Here is a 22,593-nt window from a genome sequence, read left to right as displayed (position 1 = left end):
TATGTTTGAAACGACGACGCGACTGGCGCAGGTGGACCACCACCGGGGAGCGTCTTTGGGATTCAACGGCCGCCCGCCTGGGTCAAGGATCATCAAAACACTTGGTGTTTGGAAGACAAACCTAAATAGGAGAACTCATGGCAACATCTCAACTCTTGCAGTCCCTAGCGCAGGTGGATCCACAGATTCAAAAGGTTCTTGATGATGAACTGGGGCGCCAGCGTGAAACCCTAGAAATGATCGCGTCTGAGAATTTTGTGCCCAAGGCAGTTTTGGAAGCGCAGGGTTCCGTCCTTACCAACAAGTATGCGGAAGGTTATCCTGGCCGCCGCTACTACGGGGGTTGCGAGTTTGTAGACGTCGCAGAAAACCTCGCTATTGAACGTGCGAAAGAGGTCTTTGGTGCTGCTTACGTGAATGTGCAGCCGCACGCGGGTTCGCAGGCAAACGCGGCGGTTCTGGCCGCAATCGCCCAGCCTGGCGATCGTATTCTTGGCCTCTCACTGGATCACGGGGGACACCTGACTCACGGCATGAGAATCAACTTCTCGGGCCGCCTGTATGAGCCGCACTTCTACCACGTGAACCAAGAGACCATGCGCATTGAGATGGATGAGGTCCGCGAGATTGCCCTCGAGGTTAAGCCCAAGGTCATCATTGCCGGCTGGTCCGCGTACCCGCGCGTCCTCGACTTTGCGAAGTTCCGCGAGATTGCCGATGATGTCGGAGCATACCTGTGGGTAGACATGGCGCACTTCGCCGGCCTGGTTGCCGCCGGCCTGCACCCGAACCCAGTTCCGTTTGCGGACGTCGTATCCACCACGGTGCACAAGACCATTGGTGGTCCGCGCTCCGGCATGATCATGTCTCGCGATGAGGAGCTCGGCAAGAAGATTAACTCTGCGGTATTCCCCGGGCAGCAGGGCGGCCCGCTCATGCATGTGGTTGCTGCCAAGGCTGTTGCTATGAAGATCGCGCAGAGCGAAGAATTTAAGGAGCGCCAGCAGCGCACACTCGAGGGGGCTAAGATCCTCGCTGATCGACTGCTCCAAGACGATGTGAAGAACGCTGGCATCTCGCTAGTTACCGGCGGTACCGACGTGCACCTCGTTCTCGTTGACATGCGCGATTCGAATCTCGACGGTCAGCAGGGTGAAGATCTGCTCCACGCGGTTGGTATCACCGTGAACCGCAATGCTGTGCCGTTTGACCCGCGCCCTCCGCGAGTCACGTCCGGTCTACGAATCGGCACTCCCGCGCTTGCTACCCGCGGTTTTGGCGCCAAGGAGTTCGAGGAGGTTGCGGACATCATCGCCACCACCCTCGTGCAGGGCGCATCGGGCGGTGACGTAGACGTTGAGGGCCTACACGCCCGAGTGAAGGCCCTAACTGATGCATTCCCGCTCTACGAAGGCCTTGACAAGTGAGGGCGCCCTGGGAAGGCAAAGCCAAGGTCCTAGACGGAAAAGCTACGGCAGCGCAGATCAAAACTGAACTACGCGAGCGCGTGGAGGCTTTGCGTACTCGCGGCGTTGTGCCCGGGCTTGGCACGATCCTGGTGGGTGATGACCCGGCCGCACAAACCTACGTTGCGGGAAAGCATCGCGATTGCCAAGAGGTGGGGATCGAATCTATCCGCGTGGATTTGCCCGGTGATTCTACTGAGGCCGACATTCTGGCCGCGGTAGAGCGCCTCAATGCTGACGATTCGTGCACGGGCTACATCGTGCAGCTTCCGCTGCCCAAGGGCGTGGATACCAACCGGATTTTGGAGGCCATTGACCCGGCGAAAGACGCGGACGGCCTACACCCCATGAACCTGGGACGCCTGGTGCTTCGCGTATCGGAAGAAATCGATTCGCCCCTGCCGTGCACGCCGCGGGCAGTCATCGAACTCGTTGAACGCGCCGGTATAGATCTGGCGGGTAAAGACGTGGTTGTGGTGGGGCGCGGCGTAACCGTGGGCCGCTCCATCGGCCTGCTACTTACCCGCAAGTACGTGAACGCAACCGTCACACTCTGCCACACGGGCACGCAGGATCTTGCCGGCAAGGTCCGCCGAGCTGACGTGGTGGTTGCCGCCACCGGTGCCGCGGGAATTATTACCCCGGACATGGTGAAGCCGGGCGCCGTGGTTCTTGACGTAGGGGTTTCCCGCGTTGAAGTAGATGGCAAAGCGCGCCTGGCCGGCGACGTTGCAGATGGCGTTGATGAGGTTGCCTCGGCCCTGTCTCCCAATCCTGGAGGAGTGGGGCCGATGACTCGCGCCCTCCTGCTCGCCAACGTAGTTGAAGCCGCTGAAAGGCTTTAGCGGATAATCGCGGAGGCGGTAGCGCCCTCGTAAATATAAACAAAAAGTCGCCCCCCAAGTGGGGCGACTTTTTCATGCGCAGTTCAGGCGCTTAGCTGTAAATGATGCGCAGGGGAGCGTGATCGGAGTACCGGGAGGCGTAATCGACCGCGCGGTCCACGTGCACGCTTTGAGCGCGCTGAGCCATCGCGGGGCTGGCCAGGTGGTAGTCGATGCGCCAACCCGCATCGTTGTCGAACGCCTTGCCCCTGTATGACCACCAAGTGTATGGGCCCTGCACCGGGCCGGTAAGTTGACGGGCAACGTCAACCCAACCCGATTCAATCCAGCGGTCCACGTACGCGATTTCGGAGTCGAGCACGCCGGCTGTCTTGTTGTGGTTGCCCTTCCAGTTCTTGATGTCGAGCTCGGTGTGAACGATGTTTAGGTCGCCCGTGATAATCACGTTGGGTAGCTCGCGCAGTTCGCTCATACGGCTGGTAACGAGATCGAGGTGAGCATACTTTTGATCCATCTTTTCTGTACCTACTTCGCCCGAATGCAAGTAGGCGGAGACAATACGTACAGTTTGATCTCCGTCCTGTACGTCCACTTCGAGCCAACGGCCTGTATCTACAGCCACTGCCTCACTATTTTGCGGATGGGCGCCAAAACGGGCGGTTTCGGGCAGGAGCTTTACGTGGGAGTCACGGCGAACCCCGATGGTTACACCGGCGCGCCCCTTAATCTCGCATTCGAAGTTGAGTAGCTCCCAATCTTCCAGCAGGTCGGTGGTGATTGCGCTTGCCGCGCGCACCTCCTGCAACGCGATCACATCGGGCTTAGTGTCCGCCAGGGAATCCTTCATACCGCGTTTAACCGCGGCGCGAATTCCATTAACGTTGATCGAAGCTAGCGAGAAGGTCATTGTCCTACTTTCAAAATCTCAGCGCGTAGCATTACTTAAAGTTCTGTTTAACACGTGCGGTAGCGGGCCCTACTTTTCGCCCACCTGCTGGCGCTGGCCCATAGCTAAAAGTTCGTCGCGATACTTTTGGGCTTTGGCCTCCGCGCTCTCAATACGAACGCGCAACCACTTGGCGCGCGGCGAATGCCAGACCTCGTCCTCCAGGACGGTTTCGTAGGATTCCGGATTCTCACGCGGGTCAAACGCAATGTCGCCCGTGAGGGGATTATGCGGCCAATCGAGGGTGTCCGGCTCTGTCATGGTGACGTAGTTAGGTGTGCTATCACCGTGTACGTACTTCTGATCCTGCGGGAACTCCGCGTAGAACGGGTTGGCTATCCACGCGGCAACCATAAGCAGCAGGCGCACGATGAGGTTAACCCATAGCATGAGGGTGGCCAGGGCTGCCGAGGCGGCAAGCAGGGGATTGTCAGCCACGGAACCAACCGCGCTGGTTCCCAGATAGCGCAAAATTGCCGAGCCAACACCCGCCACAGCCGCGCCAATCCAGAGATCACGGCTGGGAACGCGAACGCCTGCAGTGACGCGCACCAGAGCAATCACCAAAAGAGTGTCCACCACAAAAGCGGCAAGCAGAGTAGCGATGTTCAAAAGAATGCGCCCAGCTACCCCCTCGATACTCAACAGGTCAATAAACCAGGAGCCGACCGTGTTCATCATGATTCCAAGAGCGGCAGTAGCAAGCACGCCAATGCCCAGGACCGCGAATCCAAACAAGTCGCGGATCTTGATCGCTACCGCACTATTTGGCAGGCGCACGATTCCGAACATCGACCACAGTGACATTTTTAGCGCGTCCATGGTTTTCGATGCTGAAAATACCAACACCAATAGACCCACGATGCCGGTGACGGACCAAACGTTTGTTTGAATCAGTGAATCCGGGTCGATCATGCCGGTGCCATCGCCGGTGTCGATAAGGCCAGGCATGGCCGATTCAAGGGCATGCAACACGGCCTCGCGAAGCTGATCGTTGCCGCCCAGGAAGTACATGAAAATCGTCCATCCAACGGTTAGTGCCGCCGCAATGGAAAACAGCGAAGTGTAAGAGACACCGCCGGCCAATAGATTTCCGCGCTTTAGCGTGTAGCGGCGCATGCCCCGCCCAATGCGAGAATGGTTGTACCAATCCATGAGCCCCGTTACCTTGGCCAATATCCCGTCTGCCTCTTTCACCTCTTGGAAAGTGGGGCCGTACAGGTTTGGAGCATCGGGAGCTCTTGGTGCCAAAACTTCTACTGGCTGATCGAGCACGGATTTCGCCATATTTCGTCTGTCCTATCCAGCGCGGAATCGTCTACAGCTCGAAACTACCCGAAAATCTGCGTCGCGGCTTTCCCAAACCCACTTACAGTCGTGGTTATGTGCCCAATTGCTCACGAGGCGGGTTCGTAGCGCGTGAATCTAGCCGGCAGTAAAACTAAACAATGCCTGGGAATGGTACACGCCATCGGCGCCCACATGGTCCAACCTGAAGCCGCTTGCAGCCCACTCCGCCTCGAAATCCGCAGCAAGCTTCTCGGCCTCGTCCAACGTCTCCTCATGGTCAATGTGAGCAAGCGTCACGTGCGGGTGGAAGGGAAAACGTGCGGGCGGAAGATCTAGGGCTTCGCTGATCTCGTCCTCGAGGGCGGCCAGAGCCTCGCCACCAGCAGCGATATTAATGAAAGAGACAGGCGACACCGGGCGGAACGAACCCGCTCCCCGTAGACAAATCCGGAAAGGCGCGCGTTTCGCGGCAACCTCTCCCAGTTGATGCATGATGCGCTCGCGGTCGGCCCGCTTCACGGGAGTAGGTGGCACAAGAGTGATGTGCGGTGCAGTGCTGTTTGCGGTATCTAAGTTGAGACGGGTGCGAAGTGCGTCAATGTCGCCTGCAAGCGGCTCGGGAACTGCTACGAGTATGCCGATGAGTTCCTCGTCGGTCCCGCAGGAGGGAAGGTACATACTTATTCCTTGCCACGCATAGTCGCCTGTTTACGGATTATTACTATCACAAGCGGCGGGGCGTATTCATATTTGGAAAGGATGAAGGAGTAGCAGACGCGCAGTGTTGATTGGAAATACGCCAATGTGAAAGCACCGGTAGGTAAATGGAAGGAAAAAGACAGCTCAAGGAACAGCGTCAGAAAAGCTTCTTGAGGGGTAGGCTTTAGGAGGTTAATAGATACGAAAACACTGTTGGGAGTGCTGATGACTGCTCGCGTTCGTAAAACTGCTACGAAGCTGGCTGATGGTCGCGACTTTTTCTACTTCGATGATTCGGAACCTTACGTCAGCGGTGAGAAGACTCGCCGTTTGGATGATCCAAGGCCCCTGCAAGATAGGTTCGCGCCAGTCAAGGATGAGAATGGCAATGAGAAACCGGTAACCGGGCCAACGATGCGCTTGGATCCGCTAACAGGTGAATGGGTGGTTATCGCAACGCACCGCATGAACCGCACGTTCCTGCCTCCAGCAGATGCGAACCCGCTCGCCCCGGCACGTCCGGGTGCCGCCTATCAGGACGGTGAGATCCCCGATACCGACTACGACGTCGTAGTGTTTGAGAATCGTTTCCCCTCGCTCATGCAGATTCCGGGCGAAACCATGGAGGTTAGTGACCTGGGTGGAGAGAACATTTGGAAGGTGGCTCCGGCCGCTGGTCGCTGTGAGGTCATCTGTTTTGGCCCTGACCTGAATCGCAATCTTGTGGACATGGGGCCAACCCGCATGCGCACAGTCATCGAGGCTTGGGCAGACCGCACGCAGGAGCTCGAAAAGATAGATGGCATTAAGCAGGTGTTCTGCTTTGAGAACCACGGTGAAGCAATCGGCGTGACCTTGCATCATCCGCACGGGCAAATCTACGCCTACCCTTACATCACGCCTCGCACAGCAACTATGATCCGTCAGGCCAAGCGGTACCGGGAGAATACGGGCAAAGATCTGCTGAGCGATGTCCTCGCCGCCGAACTGCGTAGCGGTCGCAGGATTGTTGATGAAACTGAGCACTGGGCGTTGTATGTGCCCGCAGCGTCGCGCTGGCCGGTTGAAATGCATCTAATGCCCAAGCGTGACGTGAAGGCGCTTTACGAGCTTACCGATGAAGAGCGTGAGGAACTTGCCCAGCTTTATATTCGTATGCTGAAGGCGGGGAACAAGTTCTTTGAAGTCGAGGAAGACGGCCAGAAGACCTACCTGGAGATTCCCTACGTGATGTCTTGGCACCAGGCTCCCGTGGGGGAGGAACGCGAACTTATGCGCTTGCACATGCAGTTGCATTCGATCCAGCGCGCGCCCGGCAAGTTGAAGTATCTGGGTGGCTCCGAATCTGGCATGGGCGCGTGGATTTCTGACACCACGCCAGAAAAAATTGCAGATCGTCTACGGGAGGTCTACGAAAAATGAGCAACATCGTGATGGAGTCATGGACTCTTGAAGAGGGCACGCGCAAAGTCACCGAGCTTTTCGAGCGCTCCTACGGTTACAGTCCGGAGGCCCTCCACTCGGCGCCTGGGCGCGTGAACGTGATCGGTGAGCACACCGATTACAACGGTGGTTTCGCGCTTCCTATGGCGCTTCCACACCGCACCTATGCCGCGGTAAGTCAGCGTGATGACCGGATTGTTCGCCTGGTGTCCGCACAGGAGGAGGGCGTGCGAGAGGTTAATCTCGACGAGGTCGATACGCATGATTCGAAGAACCCTGTTGAGGGCTGGCCGGCCTACGTGGTGGGAGTTGCCTGGGCTCTTGAACAGCAGGGGAGGGGCAAGATGCCCGGTCTCGACCTCGCAATCGATTCTTGCGTGCCGTTTGGTGCGGGCCTTTCATCTTCTGCGGCGCTTGAGTGTGCGGTTGCTGTTGCCTGGGATGCTCTCATGGCGCAGACCGAAAACTGGGTTTCGATGATTACCACTAAGAAGGGTCGTAAAGAACTGGTTGAGGCTTGCATTAGTGCTGAAAACGAGATTGCTGGCGCTCCAACCGGTGGAATGGATCAGGCTGCGTCGATGCGGTGCCGTGCTGGAGGAGTGATTCTGCTTGATTCGAAAGATGCTTCCATCAGGCACATTCCATTTGACCTCGAATCTGTTGGTTTGGAGTTGCTGGTCATTGATACGCGGGCACCACACCGCCTGGCGGATGGTCAGTATGCTAACCGTCGCGCCACGTGCGAGGCCGCGGCGCAGAAGCTCGGCGTGGACTACCTCGCTAGCTTGTCCCGCGACGCGGATCTGTCTGCCCTCAGTGAAGAGGAGCAAAAGCGCGCTCGCCACGTCATCACTGAAACGGCACGCACGCTCGACTTTGTTGAGCTCCTCGAGGACGGAGCGTTGATGGATGAGCGGTTGGACCAGATCGGTTCGCTCATGACGGCATCGCACGAATCGCTTCGGGATGGCTACGAGGTCACGGTTCCTGAACTGGACATCGCTGTGGAAACGGCGCTTGAGAACGGAGCTGTGGGGGCTCGGATGACGGGTGGCGGATTCGGCGGATCAGCGATTGCGCTGGTTCGAAAGCACCAGGCCGGCGCGGTCATGGATGCTATCACCGAACGGTTTGCGAAGGAAGGCTTTAATCAGCCGCACTTCCTGCATGCAAAGCCATCGGCGCCAGCTAACTAGGTGAACGCGGCCTATTCCTTTGTTTGTTTTGCTCTGTCCCCCTCGCGAAATTCCCGCATCGCGTGAGTTGGTAGAGTGGGGGCGTGCAAGAAACAGCGAATCAGTGGCTTATTGTTGGCTTGGGTAATCCGGGACCAAAATACGAAAACAATCTGCACAACGCGGGTCGCATTGTGCTCCATGCGGTAGCTGACAATGCCGGTGCAACGTTTAGTAAGCACCGCGCTGGCGCGTATGTAGCAAATGCGCGTATTGGGATGCTTCCAGAAGGCAGGCCCGGGCCGGCCGCTATTCTTGCATACCCCGACTCGTACATGAATCTATCGGGCAACGCGGTATCGAAACTCATGCAGTTTTATGGGGTAAAGCCGGACCACCTGCTGGTTGTGCACGACGAGCTCGACATCGAACCGCACGTTCTTCGACTTAAACGAGGCGGCGGCGAGGGCGGACACAACGGGCTCCGCTCAATCTCGCAGCTGATTGGCACGAAGGATTACAACCGGTTGCGCTTTGGCGTGGGCCGCCCGCCTGGGCGAATGGACGCTGCCGCGTTCGTGCTTTCGGATTTCCCTAAGAAAGACCTGGATGAATGGGCTGTAACGGTTCGCTTGGCTGCGGATGCGATCGAGGATGTGGTTACCCTCGGTTTTGACCAGGCGCAACAAAAACTGCATACGGCCTAGTCCGGTTGGATGCGAGGAGCTGTTTTGAAAAAACTTCGCGGTCTACTTAGCGCTCTTGATGGTGACGAGGCGCTTGCTGCTGCCGCCCTTGCCCTAAACGAAGGGGGCAATCCCACGGTCATTGCCGCAGCTGGAGTGCGGGCTCCTCTGCTTGCAAAAACGGCACTGCAGGAGGGGGCAAGGCCGCTGGTTGTGGTAACAGCTACCGGCCGGGACGCGGAAGAACTGGCCACCCACCTGCGCGGATATATCGACGGAGTGGAGGTGCTTCCCAGCTGGGAAACCCTACCGCACGAGAGGCTCAGCCCGCAGCGGGACACGATGGCCCGCAGGGTTGCGGTCATGCGGCGCTTGGCGCACCCCGAGGGCGAAGTTGGCTCGCGAACCGGCGCCATCAGAGTGCTGCTTGTGCCGCTACGCGCATTCTTGCAACCGGTGATCTCCGGTCTTGGGGACCTGGAGCCCGTGCGGCTTAGAGTGGGCGACACCGTTGATTTTGAAAGCCTGGCTAACCGCCTCATGAATCTGGGTTACGAGCGCACGGAAGTGGTGCAAAAGCGCGGCGAAATGGCCGTTCGCGGCGGAATTCTAGATGTATTTGCGCCCATTGATCCGTACCCGACTCGTATCGAAATGTTTGGCGATGAGGTCGATGACGTCCGCTACTTCTCAATTGCAGATCAACGCGCGGTTGGCGCAGCTAAAGAGGGTCTGTGGGCGCCGGCTGCTCGTGAACTTTTGCTAACCGACGATGTGCGCGAACGCGCGCGCGAGGCCGTCGCGAAGCTGCCGGGTGCGGGTCAGATGCTGGAGCTCATCAGTGAAGGCATCAACGTGGAAGGCATGGAGTCTCTCAGCCCCGTACTCGTAGGCGGAATGGAAACGGTGCTGGATCTCGTTGGCGCCGATTCGCAGGTGGTTATCATTGAGCCACAACGCGTTGAATCGCGCACCGAAGACCTCGTTGCCACTACGCAAGAGTTCTTGGAGGCCGCCTGGACGGGCGCCGCGGCTGGTGGTGAGATTCCGCTTCAGGCTGGCAACGCGTCGTTCAAAACGTTGACGCAAATGCGCTCACTGGCGCGCAAACGCGGCTTTGGGTGGGCGGAGATTTCCGCTCTTGCTCCAATGGAATTGGCTGACGCGCTTACCGACGCGCCGTCGGCGCACGCTTCGATTGTTGTGACGCCGAGCCTCATGCAGGTGGGCGCTCGTGACGTGAAGCCGTATCGCGGCAAGATTGACCAGGCCGCCTCTGACCTTGGAAAACTTCAAAAAGACGGCTGGAAACTGGTTGTAACCACGGATGGGCCGGGCCCGGCTAAACGTATTACAGCGGTGCTAAACGAAGCATTTGTGCCTGCAAAAATAGTCGAGGCGGTGTCCGAGGGGTTAGAGCCGGGCGTAATCGAAGTGCTGGCCGCCGGCTCAGGGCCGGGATTTGTAGCTGAGGAACTGAAGGTTGCGGTTGTTACCGAGACGGATCTGACGGGCAAGGCGGGCTCGTCGACCGCAGAAATGCGAAAAATGCCGGCGCGCAGGCGCAAAGGTATTGATCCGCTGACGCTAGAAAAGGGCGATCTCATCGTCCACGAGCAGCACGGCATTGGCAAGTTCATTGAAATGGTTTCGCGCACCATTGGACGCGGCGAAGAGGCTGTTACGCGCGACTACTTGTTAATCGAGTACGCACCCACCCGCCGCGGCCAGCCTGGGGACCGCCTGTACGTTCCAACCGATCAGCTGGATCAGGTTTCTAAGTATTCGGGTTCGGATCAGCCAAAGCTGTCCAAGATGGGCGGGGCTGAATGGGCGAAAACTAAGGCCAAGGCGCGTAAGGCTGTTAAGGAGATAGCGGGAGAGCTGGTTCGTCTTTACGCCGCGCGTAAGTCCGCGAAGGGCTACGCGTTCTCCCCCGATACGCCGTGGCAGCGCGAACTTGAGGACGCGTTCCCGTACGTGGAGACGCCGGATCAGCTGACCGTGATCGACGAGGTCAAAGCAGACATGGAAAAGCCGATCCCTATGGATCGCCTGCTTGGTGGCGATGTGGGCTACGGCAAGACTGAAATCGCGGTTAGAGCCGCGTTCAAGGCAGTGCAAGACGGCAAGCAAGTGGCTGTCCTCGTGCCCACCACCCTCTTGGTTCAGCAGCATCTGGAGACGTTCCAGCAGCGTTACGCGGGCTTCCCTGTAGATGTTGCGGCCCTATCGCGTTTCACTAGCGCGACCGAGGGGGAACGCATTCGCGAAGGCCTTCGCACCGGCCAGATCGACGTGGTGATTGGAACCCATTCCCTGCTTACAGGATCTGTCCGCTTCAAGGACCTCGGCCTCGTTGTCATTGATGAGGAGCAGCGTTTTGGGGTTGAGCACAAGGAAACCCTGAAGCAGATGCGCACCGACGTGGATGTTTTGTCAATGTCAGCCACGCCTATTCCTCGTACGCTTGAAATGGCAATCACGGGCATCCGCGAAATGTCGCTCCTGACCACTCCGCCAGAGGAGCGCCACCCAATTCTTACATTTGTGGGGGCATATTCAGACCAGCAGGTTAGTGCCGCAATCAAACGTGAGCTTCTGCGTGACGGTCAGGTGTTCTACGTTCATAACCGCGTGGAAGATATCGGCAAGATCGCTGATCATATTCAAGAGCTCGTGCCCGAGGCGCGGGTTCGTATTGCGCATGGAAAGCTCGCTGAAGCTCAGTTAGAGCAGGTGATCGTGGACTTTTGGAACCGCGAGTTCGACGTCCTCGTATGCACCACGATTATTGAAACCGGTCTGGATATTTCTAACGCCAACACGCTCATCGTGGACCGTGCGGATGCGATGGGACTGTCGCAGCTTCACCAGCTACGAGGTCGCGTTGGACGCGGACGCGATAGGGGATACGCGTACTTCTTGTACCCGGCAGACAAGGTTCTGACCGAGACCGAACATGAGCGACTTTCAACGATTGCGGCTAACACTGATCTGGGCGCGGGCATCGCGGTGGCGCAAAAAGACCTGGAGATTCGCGGCGCCGGCAACCTGCTGGGTGGCGAACAGTCTGGACACATTGCGGGCGTGGGCTTCGATCTTTACGTGCGTATGGTTGCTGACGCCGTGGCAACCTATCGCGACGGGCAGCCTCCGAAACGTGAAGAGATGCGCATCGAAATCCCCGTGGATGCGCACATCCCGCCGAGCTACATTGAGGGCGAGCAACTTCGCCTCGAGACCTACGCAAAGATTGCTGCGTTGCGTTCACCCGAGGAGGCTCATGACCTGCGCGAAGAGCTCGTGGACCGCTACGGGAAAATCCCCGAGCAGGTGCTGTTGCTATTCGCTATCTCTGGATTGCGCGAGTATGCACGTGACCTCGGTATTAAAGAGATCGTGGCCCAGGGGCGCTACATTCGATTTTCTCCCGTGGAATTGCGCGATTCTCAAGCTCTACGTTTGAAGAGACTGTACCCGGGTTCGATAATTAAGGGGGCTGTTCGCCAGATTCTGGTGCCCGCTCCTAAGTCCAAAAAACTTGGTGGCCCGGCCATCGTGGACCAGGAACTACTTGATTGGACGCAAAACTTTTTGCAGACAATCGTTGATTATTCGCCTGACTCTAAAGGTTAACCCAGCTAGGGGCAAGAAAATGTTAAGGGAAACAGCGTAGAATCTGTACCAGATGGTTGAAAACGAAAGGACGCGTAACCGTGACACTTAAGTCAACATGGAAACGCATTGTAGTTGGCGCCGGCACAGTTATGGCAACGGTTGCTCTGGCAGCCTGTTCTGCCCAGCCGGGTGTGGCACTGAAGATCGATGGAACCACCTATACGGAAGACGAAGTGAGCGAGGCTGCCCAGCAGCTTTCGCAAATCAGCGGCCAGCCGTTCCCAACTGCAGGCGTGGTTTATGTGTTGGCGCAAGGGGAGGCAGTTCGCGAGGTTTCAAACCAGCTCGGCGTTGAGTTCTCAGATGAAGACGCCCGTAATGCGCTGGCTTCGGTGCAGTCTCCCGGCGAGCCGGCTAATGCGGCTGCCGTTGGCGTTGTACGCATCAACCAGCTTTTGGTGCTCCTGCAGGGCAAAGTGGATCAGCAGGTGTTGGCGCAGGAAGTGGCTGAGGCACAGAAGGGCAAGGACATTGAGCTCAACCCGAGGTATGGGGCGCTAGACGAGAACAACGTTGTGTACGCACCGAACCTGCAGGGCGTTGTACTCCCGCCACAACAGTAAGTTTTAAGAAGCATCGGCAGGGCCCTCGAAGGACTTACACCCCGCTGATCTTCAACCTAGACCTAAGGGGGATGCAGATGGTCTGCAAAACCCTACTGAGGGAACGATAACTCGTTAAAAATAGTCCGCGACATTACCGGATCTATAGAAGGAGAAAAACATGGCACACATTGAGGCCATTGGTGCTCGCGAGATTCTTGACTCTCGTGGCAACCCGACTGTTGAAGTTGAAGTTCTGCTTGACGACGGCACCGTTTCGCGTGCAGCCGTTCCGTCGGGTGCTTCTACCGGCGCATTTGAGGCCGTTGAGCGTCGCGATGGTGACGACAACCGCTACATGGGCAAGGGTGTCGAGGATGCAGTTGAGGCAGTAATTGATGTTATTGCTCCTGAGCTGATTGATGAAGATGCCACTGAGCAGCGCCTGATCGATGAGACCATGATCGATCTCGATGGTACGGACAACAAGGGCAAGCTTGGTGCTAACGCCATTCTCGGTGTTTCGCTGGCTGTTGCCAAGGCAGCTGCAGAGTCGTCTGGCCTGCCGCTGTACCGTTACGTTGGTGGCCCGAACGCGCACGTCCTGCCCGTTCCGATGATGAACATCCTCAACGGTGGTTCGCACGCTGACACGAACGTTGACATTCAGGAGTTCATGATTGCTCCGATCGGTGCAGGTTCGTTCCGTGAGGCCCTCCAGTGGGGTGCTGAGGTATACCACACCCTCAAGGGCGTTATTAAGGGCCGCGGTCTTTCCACCGGTCTTGGCGACGAGGGCGGTTTCGCGCCGTCGCTGGAGTCGAACGCTGCTGCACTCGACCTCATTATTGAGGCAATCGAGAAGTCCGGCTACAAGCCGGGCAAGGACGTCGCTCTTGCTCTTGACGTCGCTTCTACCGAGTTCTTCAAGGATGGCAAGTACATGCTTGAGGGCGAGGGGCGCGACACCGAGTTCATGGTGAAGTACTACGAGAAGCTACTTGCACAGTACCCGCTAGTTTCGATTGAGGATCCGCTGTCTGAGGACGAGTGGGATTCTTGGGTCAAGATTACGAGCGAGATTGGTGACAAGGTGCAGCTAGTTGGTGACGACCTGTTCGTAACGAACCCGGCTCGTCTTGCACGCGGCATTAAGGAGCACGCCGCTAACGCTCTGCTCGTGAAGGTGAACCAGATTGGTACCCTCACCGAGACGCTTGACGCTGTTGAGGCTGCACACCGTGCCGGCTTCAAGTCGATGACCTCGCACCGCTCCGGTGAGACCGAGGACACCACGATTGCTGACCTCGCTGTTGCAACGAACTCCGGTCAGATCAAGACCGGTGCTCCGGCTCGTTCTGAGCGCGTTGCTAAGTACAACCAGCTTCTGCGTATTGAGGAAGAGCTTGCTGACGCAGCGGTTTACGCTGGCCGCAGCGCTTTCCCACGCGCGAACTTCTAACTCTTTGCAGCAAGTGGTTTAACCGCTAGCTGATAGAGCATCGAGACGGGGCCTTCGGGCCCCGTCTTTTTTGTTTCACCCGCCGCCGGCGCGGTTTAGGCAACTTCGCTTAAGTTTTGTAAAACTAGAGGCATGAGTGAGCGTAGGGTTAGCGGAGTTCGTCGTCCAACCATGCCTAAAGGCATGGGGAGCGGCGCGAAGAAAGCTACCTCGCAATCCAAGCCCGCCGGTATCGCGCGGAGGGGGGCGCGGCCACACTCGTCAGCGGGAAGTAGCAGGCCGCGTTCGCGGGCAAGAAAGACCAGCGTCACCAAAACGGCAGAGGCTCCCGCTACGGAGCGAAAGGTGTCGCTCAAAGCGTTCGCCTTGACTTTGACTTTAGTAATTGCTCTTTTGGGCGTAACACAACCACTTCACCAGTGGTGGGCCCAGCAGCGTGAGTATCGTTCGGTTCTAATCCAAATCGAGCAGGCGAAGCAGACTAACGCCGAGCTGCAAGATCAGCTGGACCGGTGGGGCGACAAGTCGTACGTAGCCTCACAGGCGCGGGCGCGACTACAGTATGTCCAGCCGGGGGAGACGCAGTATCAAGTGCTTGACGCGCCCGGCATCGCGGATGGGATGACAGATACCAAGCCTGTTGAGGACCAGGGTCCGCCTCGGCCTTGGTACCTGGTGGTGGCTGATACTGCGGATGCCGCCGATGATGTGAATCAGCCGGTTCGTCTTGACCCGTCGGTGTGCTTAAAGAAAAAAGAGGAGTAGGCGTTGGATAAGACGCAAGATATTGATCTGAAGATTCTTGAGCTTCAGTTAGGGCGCGAGCCGCGCGGGGTTTTAGGGATTGCGGCCAGGTGTGTTTGCGGTGCTCCATTGGTAGTAGCAACTGCTCCTCGCTTAGAAAATGGCAGTCCTTTTCCAACCATGTTCTACTTGACCCATCCCGCCGCCGTTAAGGGGTGTTCCGTTCTCGAGTCCAATCAGTGGATGGAGCATTTGAATGAGTGCCTTGCAAACGACGAGCAGTTGCGCAGCGAATACGCCGCTGCCCACCTCGCTTATATTGAGGCGCGTGACGCTGTGGAAAAAGTTGATGAGATAAGTGGTTTCTCGGCTGGAGGAATGCCGCAGCGCGTGAAGTGTTTGCATGCCCTGCTTGGCCACGCGCTTGCCGCTGGCCCGGGCGTAAATCCGATTGGAGATTGGACACTGGCCAAGTTAGAAGAGATGGGGCTGTGGGACCAGAAGAAGTGTTCCTGCCTGCCGGGCCAAACTCCCGCTGATTTTGAAGGAGCGGACGCGTGAGTGAAGACTTCCCGTGGCTTTTGGGCCGCGAGGGCGGCAAGGTGGCAGCCATTGATTGTGGTACCAACTCCATCAGGCTTCTGATTGGCCACATGGAGTCTGGCTCGTTTGTTGACGACCTGCGCACAATGGAAATCGTACGGCTTGGGGAGGGCGTGGATCGCACCGGCTACCTCTCTGAGGCGGCGATTGTGCGCACGGCTAACCAGGCGAAGGAATACGCGCAGATCTGCCGCGAAGCCGGTGTGAATAGACTGCGTTTTGTGGCCACGTCTGCGAGTCGCGATGCGCAAAACCGTGACGACTTCCGCGTAGCCGTTAAAGACGCGGTTGGGATTGAGCCAGAAGTTGTGGAGGGCAACGAGGAAGCTGCGCTCTCGTTCACCGGTGCGGTCTCGAGCTTGTACGAAGCTGAAAACCCCGTGATGGTGATTGATATCGGGGGAGGTTCCACCGAGTTCGTGGCGGGCGCTGCTAAAACTGGCGTGCTAGGCGCGATCTCTATGAACATGGGATCGGTTCGTGTCACCGAGAAGTTCCCCGAAATAGCAGCCCCTAACCCGGATGCGAGCAGGGCCGTAGCGTGGATTGACAGCTTGATTGACGAGGCCGCAGCGGCCGTGCCGTTCACTCAGGTGAACTCGCTAGTTGGCGTTGCCGGCACGGTTACGACCATTACCTGCCACGCCCTGGGGCTTAAAAAATGGGATCCGGAGGCCGTGCACGCGTCGCGCTTTAGTCTTGAACAGATGGTGGCTTCCTGCGACTACATGATCAATGCGAGCGTGGATGAGCTTGCGCGACTGCCCTACATGCCGGCTGGACGCGAAGACGTCATTAGTGTCGGCGCGCTCATTTGGCGGCAAATAGTTTGCCGCGCAGCAGCGGATAATCCGAAGCTACGCGGCAACTGGGTTTCGGAGCACGACATCCTCGATGGAATCGCGCTGTCCATCATCTAGTTGATCCTCTAAGCAGATTACGAGGAGAGCGCGCGCAAGCGGTTTGCGGCCGCGCCGCGTGCATGCAGGTGAGCACGGTAGTGCACCGCGTAACCACCCGCGATGGCCGCAATCGCAGTACCCATCATGACGCCCATCTTGGCGTGCGGAATGTGAACCGAATCGGCGGGGAATGCGAGCCCCGCGATCAGTAGTGCCACGGTGAAGCCAATACCGGCGAGCATCGCAATCGCGGCAATATCGGGCATATCCACGCCGGCACCCAGACGCAGACGCGTGAACTTGGTTAGTAGCCAAACGGAACCCGCGATTCCCAGCAGCTTACCGATTGGCAGGCCGAGGGAGACGCCAATCGCTACCGGGTCGGCAAGCGTCTCTAGAATGCCGCCGGATTCCGAAACGTTCACGCCAGCTGCGAAGAATGCGAAGAAGGGAACTACCAGGCCTGCTGAAATCGGATTGATCTTTTCTGCCAGGTGGTGGGACCACTGTGGCTCGCCGCGCCTACGGACTGCGGGCACGAGCAAGCCCATCGCTACGCCCGCGATCGTGGCGTGCACACCGGATGCGTGCATGAAGCCCCACGCTACGGTTGCTACCGGTATCAGGAGCCACCAGTGCATGTAGCGGCGTTGGACCAAGAAGCCGAATAGGGCAATGAGTGCCAGCGAAATGCCGAGGGCAATGAAATTCAGATCAGTGGAGTAAACCACGGCAATGATGATGATTGCGAGGAGGTCATCAACCACGGCCAGGGTGAGTAGGAAGGTGCGTGTCGCAGGGGGCATGCCTTTGCCAAACACTCCGAGGAGGGCCACCGCGAACGCAATATCGGTTGCTGCGGGGATGGCCCAGCCCGAGAACGCCTCGGAACCAGTAAAAATCTGTACCAGCAGGTACACCACCGCAGGGCCTATCATGCCAAAAACTGCGGCCAGCATGGGCAGAGCTGCTTCGCGAATATCTCGAAGTGCACCGGTTACGAACTCGGTTTTCAGCTCAAGACCAACCACGAAAAAGAAGATGGTCAAAACGCCATCTGCGGCCCAAGCGGAGATCGGCAAATGAAGGTGCCACGCCTGCGGGCCAAAGGTGAAGTTAGCCATGGTCTCGTAAATGAAGCCGATCGGCGAGTTCGCCCATGCCAGTGCCAGCAATGCTGCAACCACTAGGAGCATGCCCGCTTTCGTCTCATCCGATACGAAGCGAACGAATGACTTGGGCAGGTCCTTGACGCTCTTTAACGCGTGCGGTCTAGCGGCGTTTCGTTCTCGTTCGATTCGCCTAGTCTGCGACGAAGAGAGTGCGAAGGGGCGTTGCATTCCCACATTTCCCGGCAGGTTGTGTGTTGACCTGCGCTTAATGCTGGGGTCAGGGTTGACGCCGGGCCTTCTACGGCCGTCAGACCACATACGGCTCACCTTTCTTTCAGCTAATCGGTGCCTCGCGCGAGACACACCTTATCCTCGACTTTAATCAATCTGTCTGCCGCGTGAGTGGACAAGGTTAAAATGTGGGCGAAAACGGTGCGATTTGTAACAGTTTGTACCTGCTTCGCGATGTTTTTGGAAGTTGGAGAGATAGTCGCGTTTGGTGTAACCAGACGTTTTCCCCGTAGAATAGGCGCGAGCCCCCATAGCCCAATTGGTAGAGGCAGTCGACTTAAAATCGACCGAGTGCCGGTTCGAGCCCGGCTGGGGGTACCAAGTTCGCAGTTAAATGTTTCGGCCACGTGCAAAGTCCGTTATATTCATAGCAATTCACGAGATAACTATTTTTAGGAGCGGATGCATATGAGCAGTAATCCCGTGATGGTAGAGCTCGATAGAGATATTTCTAGGACCCCGGCTGGATACCCAACGATGCCGGGCTATGAGCCGGGCAGATCTGGCACCGGCGCACAGGCGACGGGATCCGGGCAGTTTGATCCGTACGCTACGACGCATCACCCACAGGAAACCGCGCCGGGTACCGCGCCCATGGATCAGTTTGAGGACGCTTACAGGGCTCCGGCTGCCGATGCGGTTAATACGGGACGCATGACCTATGACGACGTGATTGTGAAGACCGGCTCGATGCTCGCCATCTTGCTACTTGGTGCGGCGGTGGGCTGGTTCGCGCTTCTCGCGGCGCCGGGGCTTGCCCGCCTTGTCATATTCGGCAGCATGATTGTCAGCCTCGTCCTCGTAATAGTAAACCTCTTTTCGAACACGGTCCGGCCCGCGCTGATCGCGGCTTACGCGATTGCAGAGGGGGTAACGCTAGGCGCGCTATCACTACTATTCGAGGTCCTATACCCCGGTATTGTGCTACAGGCGGTTATCGCAACGTTCGTGGTGATCGGGGTGGCTCTCGCGCTGTTCGCGTCCGGCAAGGTGCGTTACACCTCGCGCACAAACCGTTTTGTGTTGATTGGCCTGCTCTCGGTGCTGGGGTACAACCTCGTGAACATGGTTTTGGTCTGGACGGGAGCTATAACCACGCCGTTTGGCCTGGGATCTATCTCGGTGCTGGGGATCCCCCTCGGGGTGATTGTAGGCGGCCTCGCGATCGTGATTGGTACGTACAGCCTTATTGGAGATTTTGATGTGGCGAAGCGTGGCGTAGAGGCCGGCGTACCCGCCGTTTTCGCCTGGCGTGTGGCTTTTGGAATCACCGTGACGGCCGTGTGGATCTACGTTGAGGTGTTGCGCGTCCTCGCAATATTGCGCTCTGCTGCGGGAGATTAAGTAGACTGACGCCATGAGTGAATTTTTGAAAGTTTCCGATAACTTCTTGCGCAAGCCCACTATTGAGTTCCTTACGGAGGAGTCTCCCGCGGGCCTGCATGTTGAGGTGATTCGCGAGGGTGCGGGTGCGCCCATTACGCCTGGCAATCAGATCGATGCGCACTACCTCGGTCAGGTTTGGAACGGCAACATCTTCGATAACTCCTATGATCGGGGCGAGCCACTGTCGTTCACCGTTGGTATCGGTATGGTCATTCGCGGTTGGGACGAGGGCCTGATCGGTGTTCGTGAAGGCTCACGCGTTGTGCTGTCGATTCCGTCTGAACTGGGTTACGGCGATGCGGGTGTTCCGCAAGCCGGCATTGGCGGCGGGGACACCCTCGTGTTCGTGACTGACGTTGTTCGAGTCAGCTAGTTAAACCAATAGACGAAGCGGCGGCCTTCAGCCCATTTTGGGCAAGGGCCGCCGCTTTGTTTTGCCCGAGTGGCTGACTACGCGACGCGTCTTAAACGATGCCGATGGGGCAACTCATTCCGTTTGGTCCGTGGTTGCAATACCCGTTTGGAATGTGGTGCAGGTAGGCCTGGTGGTAGCGTTCGGCAAGGTAGAACGTGCCGGCCTCGCCCTCACTAACAATTTCCGTGGTGATCCGCCCTTTGCCGTGCTCGTCTAGAACGTTTTGGAACGCGTCGCGGGTTGCTAGGGCAGCCTCGCGTTGGCTCTCATTCGTGTAGTAAATCGCGGAGCGGTACTGCGTGCCACGGTCATTGCCCTGCCGGTTGAGTGTAGTAGGGTCGTGGTTCTCCCAAAACACCTTCAGGATCTGTTCGCTGCTGATCTTGCGCGGGTCGTAAACCACGCGGACGATCTCGGCGTGTCCGGTCTGTCCCGTGCACACTTCCTCATACGTGGGGTTTTCGGTGGTGCCACCCATGTAGCCAACAGCTGTTGCAATAACTCCAGATAGGTGCCACATGATGCGCTCCACGCCCCAGAAGCAACCCATGCCTAAATAGAGCACCTCGTGTGGTTTATCCCAGGGGCCCTCTACGGGAGTGTTTAAAACGGGATGATTTCCAAGGTGGGAGGCAACCGGTGTTTTCCTGCCCGCGATAGTTCCGCTGTGGGTAGCCATGTGAATACCTTTCTGTTGGTCACAACTTACATGTCTGCGGCGGATGCCGCGACCGCTTGTACTTGAAAACAGCGGAAGCGGTATACTTCCTTGACGGCAAAATAAAGACTTTGGAGGTCACATGGCCAAGCGTCGTGCCACGCGAGTGAGCGATCTTTTTGATCGTTTTTCTGAACCCCTGTTGAGGGCTCGCGAGTCGATCCAACCCGAACCTGTACGAGTGGAGAGGATTGAATCTGCCCCGCATCCGGATAGGCGAGTGCAGGACCACGTGAGTTGGCCGCTACAGGTTGCGGCCGCTTGGTCTTGGCGGATGGTAATTGTCATCTTTGCTCTGGGGCTCGTTGCATACGGGCTCTCGTACGTGACGGTTATCGCTATCCCGGTGGCGTTAGCGCTACTTCTTGCCGTTTTGCTTGATCCGGTCAATAGGCTGTTTCACCGCAAGCTCGGTATGCCAAAGGCCGCTAGTGCCACGCTCAGTCTCTTGATTGGTATTGGGGTTGTTGCGGGCCTGATCTCTCTTTCTTCCTCGCAAATTATTGCGCAGTTTGGCGATCTGGTTTCGCGTGCAACCGACGGCTTTTCAAGGCTGACCGAATGGCTTAGGACGGGGCCACTTCCCATTGAGAGCGAAGCGATTGATAAGTATTTAAATTCGCTTAACGACGAGATCATAAATGCGGTTCAACATAACTCTCAACGTCTTGCTTCGGGGGCATTATCCATAACGGCCACGGTCGGTAATGTGTTCACCGGTGCCCTGATCGCGCTGTTCGTCCTGTTCTTCCTGTTGAAGGATGGACGCAAGATTTGGATCTGGTTCTTGCGTTGCATGCCAGAGCCTGCGCGCGTGCCGCTTCACGAAGCTGCGGTTCGTGGCTGGACCACGCTCGGTGCGTACGCGAAGGCGCAGATTCTCGTGGCCGCTATTGATGCTACGGGTATTGGTTTGGGCGCTTTCTTCCTGGGTGTTCCCCTGGCTATCCCGCTGGCTGTTCTGGTCTTCCTAGGCTCGTTCATTCCGATCGTGGGTGCATTCCTCACCGGCACCATTGCCGTGTTGGTCGCCTTGGTTGATCAGGGTCTCATGACCGCCGTGTTCATGCTGGTGGTCATCTTGGTGGTTCAGCAGCTGGAGGGAAACGTGTTGCAACCGTGGCTCATGTCGAACGCGGTTTCGCTTCACCCGGTTGCGGTGCTACTCGCGGTGGCGGCGGGTTCGTTCCTGTTTGGCATTGCAGGCGCGCTATTTGCCGTCCCGGTTTTGGCCTTCCTCAACACTTCGATTCTGTACCTGTATGGTTACGACAAGTTCCCGAATCTTGCCACAGACAATGACCGTGCGGGCGGGCCTCCCGGAAGTTTAGAAGAACAGCTTTTGACTTCCTACGATCCCAATATGCGTCGCATCGATCCGGAAGCCGAGCCGGCAGAAACGGCCTACGAGGAAGAGGCGGATAACTCGAAGGTTAGCGAGCAGGTATCAGATTCTGTGAAGGCAGTGCTACAAGACTCCCCGGCCAAAAATGGTGGGGAATCCGCCGAGTAGTCCTCCTATCTTTAGAGAGCTGCTATCAGGTAGGTGAGCGCCGTCTTACCTAGTATCGCCAGGTCAAAATGCGATCTAGAGCGGACTAGCAGATATAAATATTGGCGGTTCTAGGAATATTTCCTAGAACCGCCAATATTTATGTGTGCGTTATGTGCGCGTTAGCCCTTGTACGGAACGGCGTCGATGATCTTCACCGCGATTTCCTTTCCGTTGGGCGCGTAGTAAGAGACGGTGTCGCCCTTCTTAGCACCCATGATGGCCTCGCCAAGAGGAGCATCAGGGGAGTAAACTTCGATCCCTAGTCCCGTGCCCGTCATACGCGAGCCGAGTAGAAACTCCGTGCGCTCGCCCAGGATCTCCGCGGTCACCATCATGCCGAGCTCAACGACGCCGTCATCAGCCGGCGTCTCTCCAACCTCGGCCTCTTTAAGAAGATTCTCAAGCTGCTGGATGCGCGTCTCGTTCATCGACTGCTCGTCGCGAGCAGCGTGGTAGCCGCCGTTCTCCTTAAGGTCGCCTTCCTGGCGTGCCTCGTCAATCTTTCGCGCAATCTCAGCGCGCAACTCCGTGGAACGGTGCGTGAGCTCTTCCTTGAGCCGGTCGTATGCTTCCTGCGTCAACCAAGTCTTTTCGGCCATTGGGCCCTCCCTATAAAACGAACGACGCCG

Annotated in this window: 20 protein-coding genes, 1 tRNA gene and 1 riboswitch; of the genes, 15 read left to right on the top strand and 6 right to left on the bottom strand. The window is 57.5% G+C overall.

Annotated elements, in window-relative coordinates; genetic code table 11:
• Positions 1 to 8 precede the first annotated feature (8 nt).
• Positions 9 to 90: riboswitch (ZMP/ZTP riboswitch) on the top strand.
• 47 nt (positions 91 to 137) lie between these two features.
• Both glyA and HMPREF1628_RS06115 read left to right on the top strand, forming a co-directional pair.
• Entirely contained in the window at positions 138 to 1,427 is a 1,290-nt protein-coding gene (gene glyA / locus HMPREF1628_RS06120) for a serine hydroxymethyltransferase (protein ID WP_034509373.1), read from the top strand.
• Positions 1,424 to 2,311: a bifunctional methylenetetrahydrofolate dehydrogenase/methenyltetrahydrofolate cyclohydrolase gene (locus tag HMPREF1628_RS06115; protein WP_034509371.1), complete on the top strand. Its 888-nt coding sequence runs from the start codon at positions 1,424 to 1,426 to the stop codon at positions 2,309 to 2,311. The genes glyA and HMPREF1628_RS06115 overlap by 4 nt, the downstream gene beginning before the upstream one ends.
• 91 nt (positions 2,312 to 2,402) lie before the next feature.
• On the opposite strand, the gene HMPREF1628_RS06110 is transcribed toward HMPREF1628_RS06115, so the two are convergent.
• The 3 genes from HMPREF1628_RS06110 to HMPREF1628_RS06100 all read right to left on the bottom strand — a co-directional run bounded on the left by HMPREF1628_RS06110 (position 2,403) and on the right by HMPREF1628_RS06100 (position 5,225).
• Positions 2,403 to 3,218 carry an exodeoxyribonuclease III gene (locus HMPREF1628_RS06110; RefSeq protein WP_034509368.1) on the bottom strand — a complete coding sequence of 272 codons (816 nt, stop codon included), beginning with the start codon at positions 3,216 to 3,218 and terminating at the stop codon, positions 2,403 to 2,405.
• Positions 3,219 to 3,287: 69 nt separating this feature from the next.
• The gene (locus tag HMPREF1628_RS06105) at positions 3,288 to 4,508 is read right to left on the bottom strand and encodes a YihY/virulence factor BrkB family protein (RefSeq protein ID WP_232219401.1); all 1,221 of its coding nucleotides are present in this window, start codon (positions 4,506 to 4,508) and stop codon (positions 3,288 to 3,290) included.
• Between the two features lie 174 nt (positions 4,509 to 4,682).
• Complete coding sequence (locus tag HMPREF1628_RS06100) at positions 4,683 to 5,225, bottom strand: 2'-5' RNA ligase family protein (protein ID WP_034509362.1); 543 nt, start codon at positions 5,223 to 5,225, stop codon at positions 4,683 to 4,685.
• 246 nt (positions 5,226 to 5,471) lie between these two features.
• On the opposite strand from HMPREF1628_RS06100, the gene galT reads away from it, so the two are divergent.
• The 9 genes from galT to HMPREF1628_RS06055 all read left to right on the top strand — a co-directional run bounded on the left by galT (position 5,472) and on the right by HMPREF1628_RS06055 (position 16,505).
• A complete protein-coding gene (gene galT, locus HMPREF1628_RS06095) occupies positions 5,472 to 6,668 on the top strand; it encodes a galactose-1-phosphate uridylyltransferase (protein WP_034509359.1) in 1,197 nt (398 codons plus the stop codon).
• Positions 6,665 to 7,888 carry a galactokinase gene (gene galK, locus HMPREF1628_RS06090; RefSeq protein ID WP_034509356.1) on the top strand — a complete coding sequence of 408 codons (1,224 nt, stop codon included), beginning with the start codon at positions 6,665 to 6,667 and terminating at the stop codon, positions 7,886 to 7,888. Before galT ends, galK begins: the two co-directional genes overlap by 4 nt.
• 83 nt (positions 7,889 to 7,971) lie before the next feature.
• Positions 7,972 to 8,574 (top strand): aminoacyl-tRNA hydrolase, encoded by a 603-nt coding sequence (gene pth / locus HMPREF1628_RS06085; RefSeq protein WP_034509353.1) that lies wholly within the window; start codon positions 7,972 to 7,974, stop codon positions 8,572 to 8,574.
• Between the two features lie 24 nt (positions 8,575 to 8,598).
• Positions 8,599 to 12,192 carry a transcription-repair coupling factor gene (mfd, locus tag HMPREF1628_RS06080; protein ID WP_156956909.1) on the top strand — a complete coding sequence of 1,198 codons (3,594 nt, stop codon included), beginning with the start codon at positions 8,599 to 8,601 and terminating at the stop codon, positions 12,190 to 12,192.
• A gap of 80 nt (positions 12,193 to 12,272) precedes the next feature.
• A complete protein-coding gene (locus tag HMPREF1628_RS06075; RefSeq protein WP_034509347.1) occupies positions 12,273 to 12,797 on the top strand; it encodes a hypothetical protein in 525 nt (174 codons plus the stop codon).
• Positions 12,798 to 12,957: 160 nt separating this feature from the next.
• Positions 12,958 to 14,238 carry a phosphopyruvate hydratase gene (eno, locus tag HMPREF1628_RS06070; protein ID WP_034509344.1) on the top strand — a complete coding sequence of 427 codons (1,281 nt, stop codon included), beginning with the start codon at positions 12,958 to 12,960 and terminating at the stop codon, positions 14,236 to 14,238.
• Between the two features lie 132 nt (positions 14,239 to 14,370).
• Positions 14,371 to 15,003 carry an FtsB family cell division protein gene (locus tag HMPREF1628_RS08675; protein ID WP_084703276.1) on the top strand — a complete coding sequence of 211 codons (633 nt, stop codon included), beginning with the start codon at positions 14,371 to 14,373 and terminating at the stop codon, positions 15,001 to 15,003.
• Between the two features lie 3 nt (positions 15,004 to 15,006).
• On the top strand, positions 15,007 to 15,543 hold the full coding sequence (locus HMPREF1628_RS06060; RefSeq protein WP_034509340.1) for a DUF501 domain-containing protein: 537 nt from the start codon (positions 15,007 to 15,009) through the stop codon (positions 15,541 to 15,543).
• Positions 15,540 to 16,505 carry a Ppx/GppA phosphatase family protein gene (locus tag HMPREF1628_RS06055; protein WP_332248673.1) on the top strand — a complete coding sequence of 322 codons (966 nt, stop codon included), beginning with the start codon at positions 15,540 to 15,542 and terminating at the stop codon, positions 16,503 to 16,505. The genes HMPREF1628_RS06060 and HMPREF1628_RS06055 overlap by 4 nt, the downstream gene beginning before the upstream one ends.
• Positions 16,506 to 16,522: 17 nt before the next feature.
• Here the strand turns inward: HMPREF1628_RS06055 and nhaA are convergent, their stop codons facing one another.
• Positions 16,523 to 17,917 carry a Na+/H+ antiporter NhaA gene (gene nhaA, locus HMPREF1628_RS06050; RefSeq protein WP_034509338.1) on the bottom strand — a complete coding sequence of 465 codons (1,395 nt, stop codon included), beginning with the start codon at positions 17,915 to 17,917 and terminating at the stop codon, positions 16,523 to 16,525.
• A 217-nt stretch (positions 17,918 to 18,134) separates the two neighbouring features.
• On the opposite strand from nhaA, the gene HMPREF1628_RS06045 reads away from it, so the two are divergent.
• From HMPREF1628_RS06045 to HMPREF1628_RS06035, 3 genes are all read left to right on the top strand, one after another.
• A tRNA-Leu gene (locus HMPREF1628_RS06045) sits at positions 18,135 to 18,211 on the top strand.
• Positions 18,212 to 18,298: 87 nt separating this feature from the next.
• Positions 18,299 to 19,234, top strand: a complete 936-nt coding sequence (locus HMPREF1628_RS06040) for a Bax inhibitor-1/YccA family protein (protein WP_034509336.1) — start codon at positions 18,299 to 18,301, stop codon at positions 19,232 to 19,234.
• A 13-nt stretch (positions 19,235 to 19,247) separates the two neighbouring features.
• Positions 19,248 to 19,649, top strand: coding sequence for an FKBP-type peptidyl-prolyl cis-trans isomerase (locus HMPREF1628_RS06035; RefSeq protein WP_052038931.1), 402 nt, complete (start codon positions 19,248 to 19,250; stop codon positions 19,647 to 19,649).
• A 91-nt stretch (positions 19,650 to 19,740) separates the two neighbouring features.
• Here the strand turns inward: HMPREF1628_RS06035 and msrA are convergent, their stop codons facing one another.
• On the bottom strand, positions 19,741 to 20,370 hold the full coding sequence (gene msrA, locus HMPREF1628_RS06030) for a peptide-methionine (S)-S-oxide reductase MsrA (RefSeq protein WP_034509334.1): 630 nt from the start codon (positions 20,368 to 20,370) through the stop codon (positions 19,741 to 19,743).
• Positions 20,371 to 20,491: 121 nt separating this feature from the next.
• Here msrA and HMPREF1628_RS06025 point away from each other — a divergent pair, with 121 nt between their 5' ends.
• Positions 20,492 to 21,922: an AI-2E family transporter gene (locus HMPREF1628_RS06025; protein WP_034509331.1), complete on the top strand. Its 1,431-nt coding sequence runs from the start codon at positions 20,492 to 20,494 to the stop codon at positions 21,920 to 21,922.
• A 161-nt stretch (positions 21,923 to 22,083) separates the two neighbouring features.
• On the opposite strand, the gene greA is transcribed toward HMPREF1628_RS06025, so the two are convergent.
• On the bottom strand, positions 22,084 to 22,563 hold the full coding sequence (gene greA / locus HMPREF1628_RS06020) for a transcription elongation factor GreA (protein WP_034509328.1): 480 nt from the start codon (positions 22,561 to 22,563) through the stop codon (positions 22,084 to 22,086).
• Positions 22,564 to 22,593: the final 30 nt, after the last annotated feature.

The organism is Actinomyces sp. S4-C9 (assembly GCF_000758775.1).
Classification (GTDB): Bacteria; Actinomycetota; Actinomycetes; order Actinomycetales; family Actinomycetaceae; genus Gleimia; species Gleimia europaea.
The sequence above is the reverse complement of the archived record's forward strand: the minus strand, read 5'-3'. Positions and strand labels throughout refer to the sequence as shown.

Bases quoted from the DNA above. Each gene is read 5' to 3' on its own strand.
- HMPREF1628_RS06100 (WP_034509362.1), bottom strand. From the start codon at position 5,225: ATGTACCTTCCCTCCTGCGGGACCGACGAGGAACTCATCGGCATACTC.
- nhaA (WP_034509338.1), bottom strand. From the start codon at position 17,917: ATGTGGTCTGACGGCCGTAGAAGGCCCGGCGTCAACCCTGACCCCAGC.
- HMPREF1628_RS06025 (WP_034509331.1), top strand. From the start codon at position 20,492: ATGGCCAAGCGTCGTGCCACGCGAGTGAGCGATCTTTTTGATCGTTTT.
- eno (WP_034509344.1), top strand. From the start codon at position 12,958: ATGGCACACATTGAGGCCATTGGTGCTCGCGAGATTCTTGACTCTCGT.
- msrA (WP_034509334.1), bottom strand. From the start codon at position 20,370: ATGGCTACCCACAGCGGAACTATCGCGGGCAGGAAAACACCGGTTGCC.
- greA (WP_034509328.1), bottom strand. From the start codon at position 22,563: ATGGCCGAAAAGACTTGGTTGACGCAGGAAGCATACGACCGGCTCAAG.
- galT (WP_034509359.1), top strand. From the start codon at position 5,472: ATGACTGCTCGCGTTCGTAAAACTGCTACGAAGCTGGCTGATGGTCGC.
- HMPREF1628_RS06040 (WP_034509336.1), top strand. From the start codon at position 18,299: ATGAGCAGTAATCCCGTGATGGTAGAGCTCGATAGAGATATTTCTAGG.
- HMPREF1628_RS06035 (WP_052038931.1), top strand. From the start codon at position 19,248: ATGAGTGAATTTTTGAAAGTTTCCGATAACTTCTTGCGCAAGCCCACT.
- glyA (WP_034509373.1), top strand. From the start codon at position 138: ATGGCAACATCTCAACTCTTGCAGTCCCTAGCGCAGGTGGATCCACAG.
- HMPREF1628_RS06110 (WP_034509368.1), bottom strand. From the start codon at position 3,218: ATGACCTTCTCGCTAGCTTCGATCAACGTTAATGGAATTCGCGCCGCG.
- HMPREF1628_RS08675 (WP_084703276.1), top strand. From the start codon at position 14,371: ATGAGTGAGCGTAGGGTTAGCGGAGTTCGTCGTCCAACCATGCCTAAA.
- galK (WP_034509356.1), top strand. From the start codon at position 6,665: ATGAGCAACATCGTGATGGAGTCATGGACTCTTGAAGAGGGCACGCGC.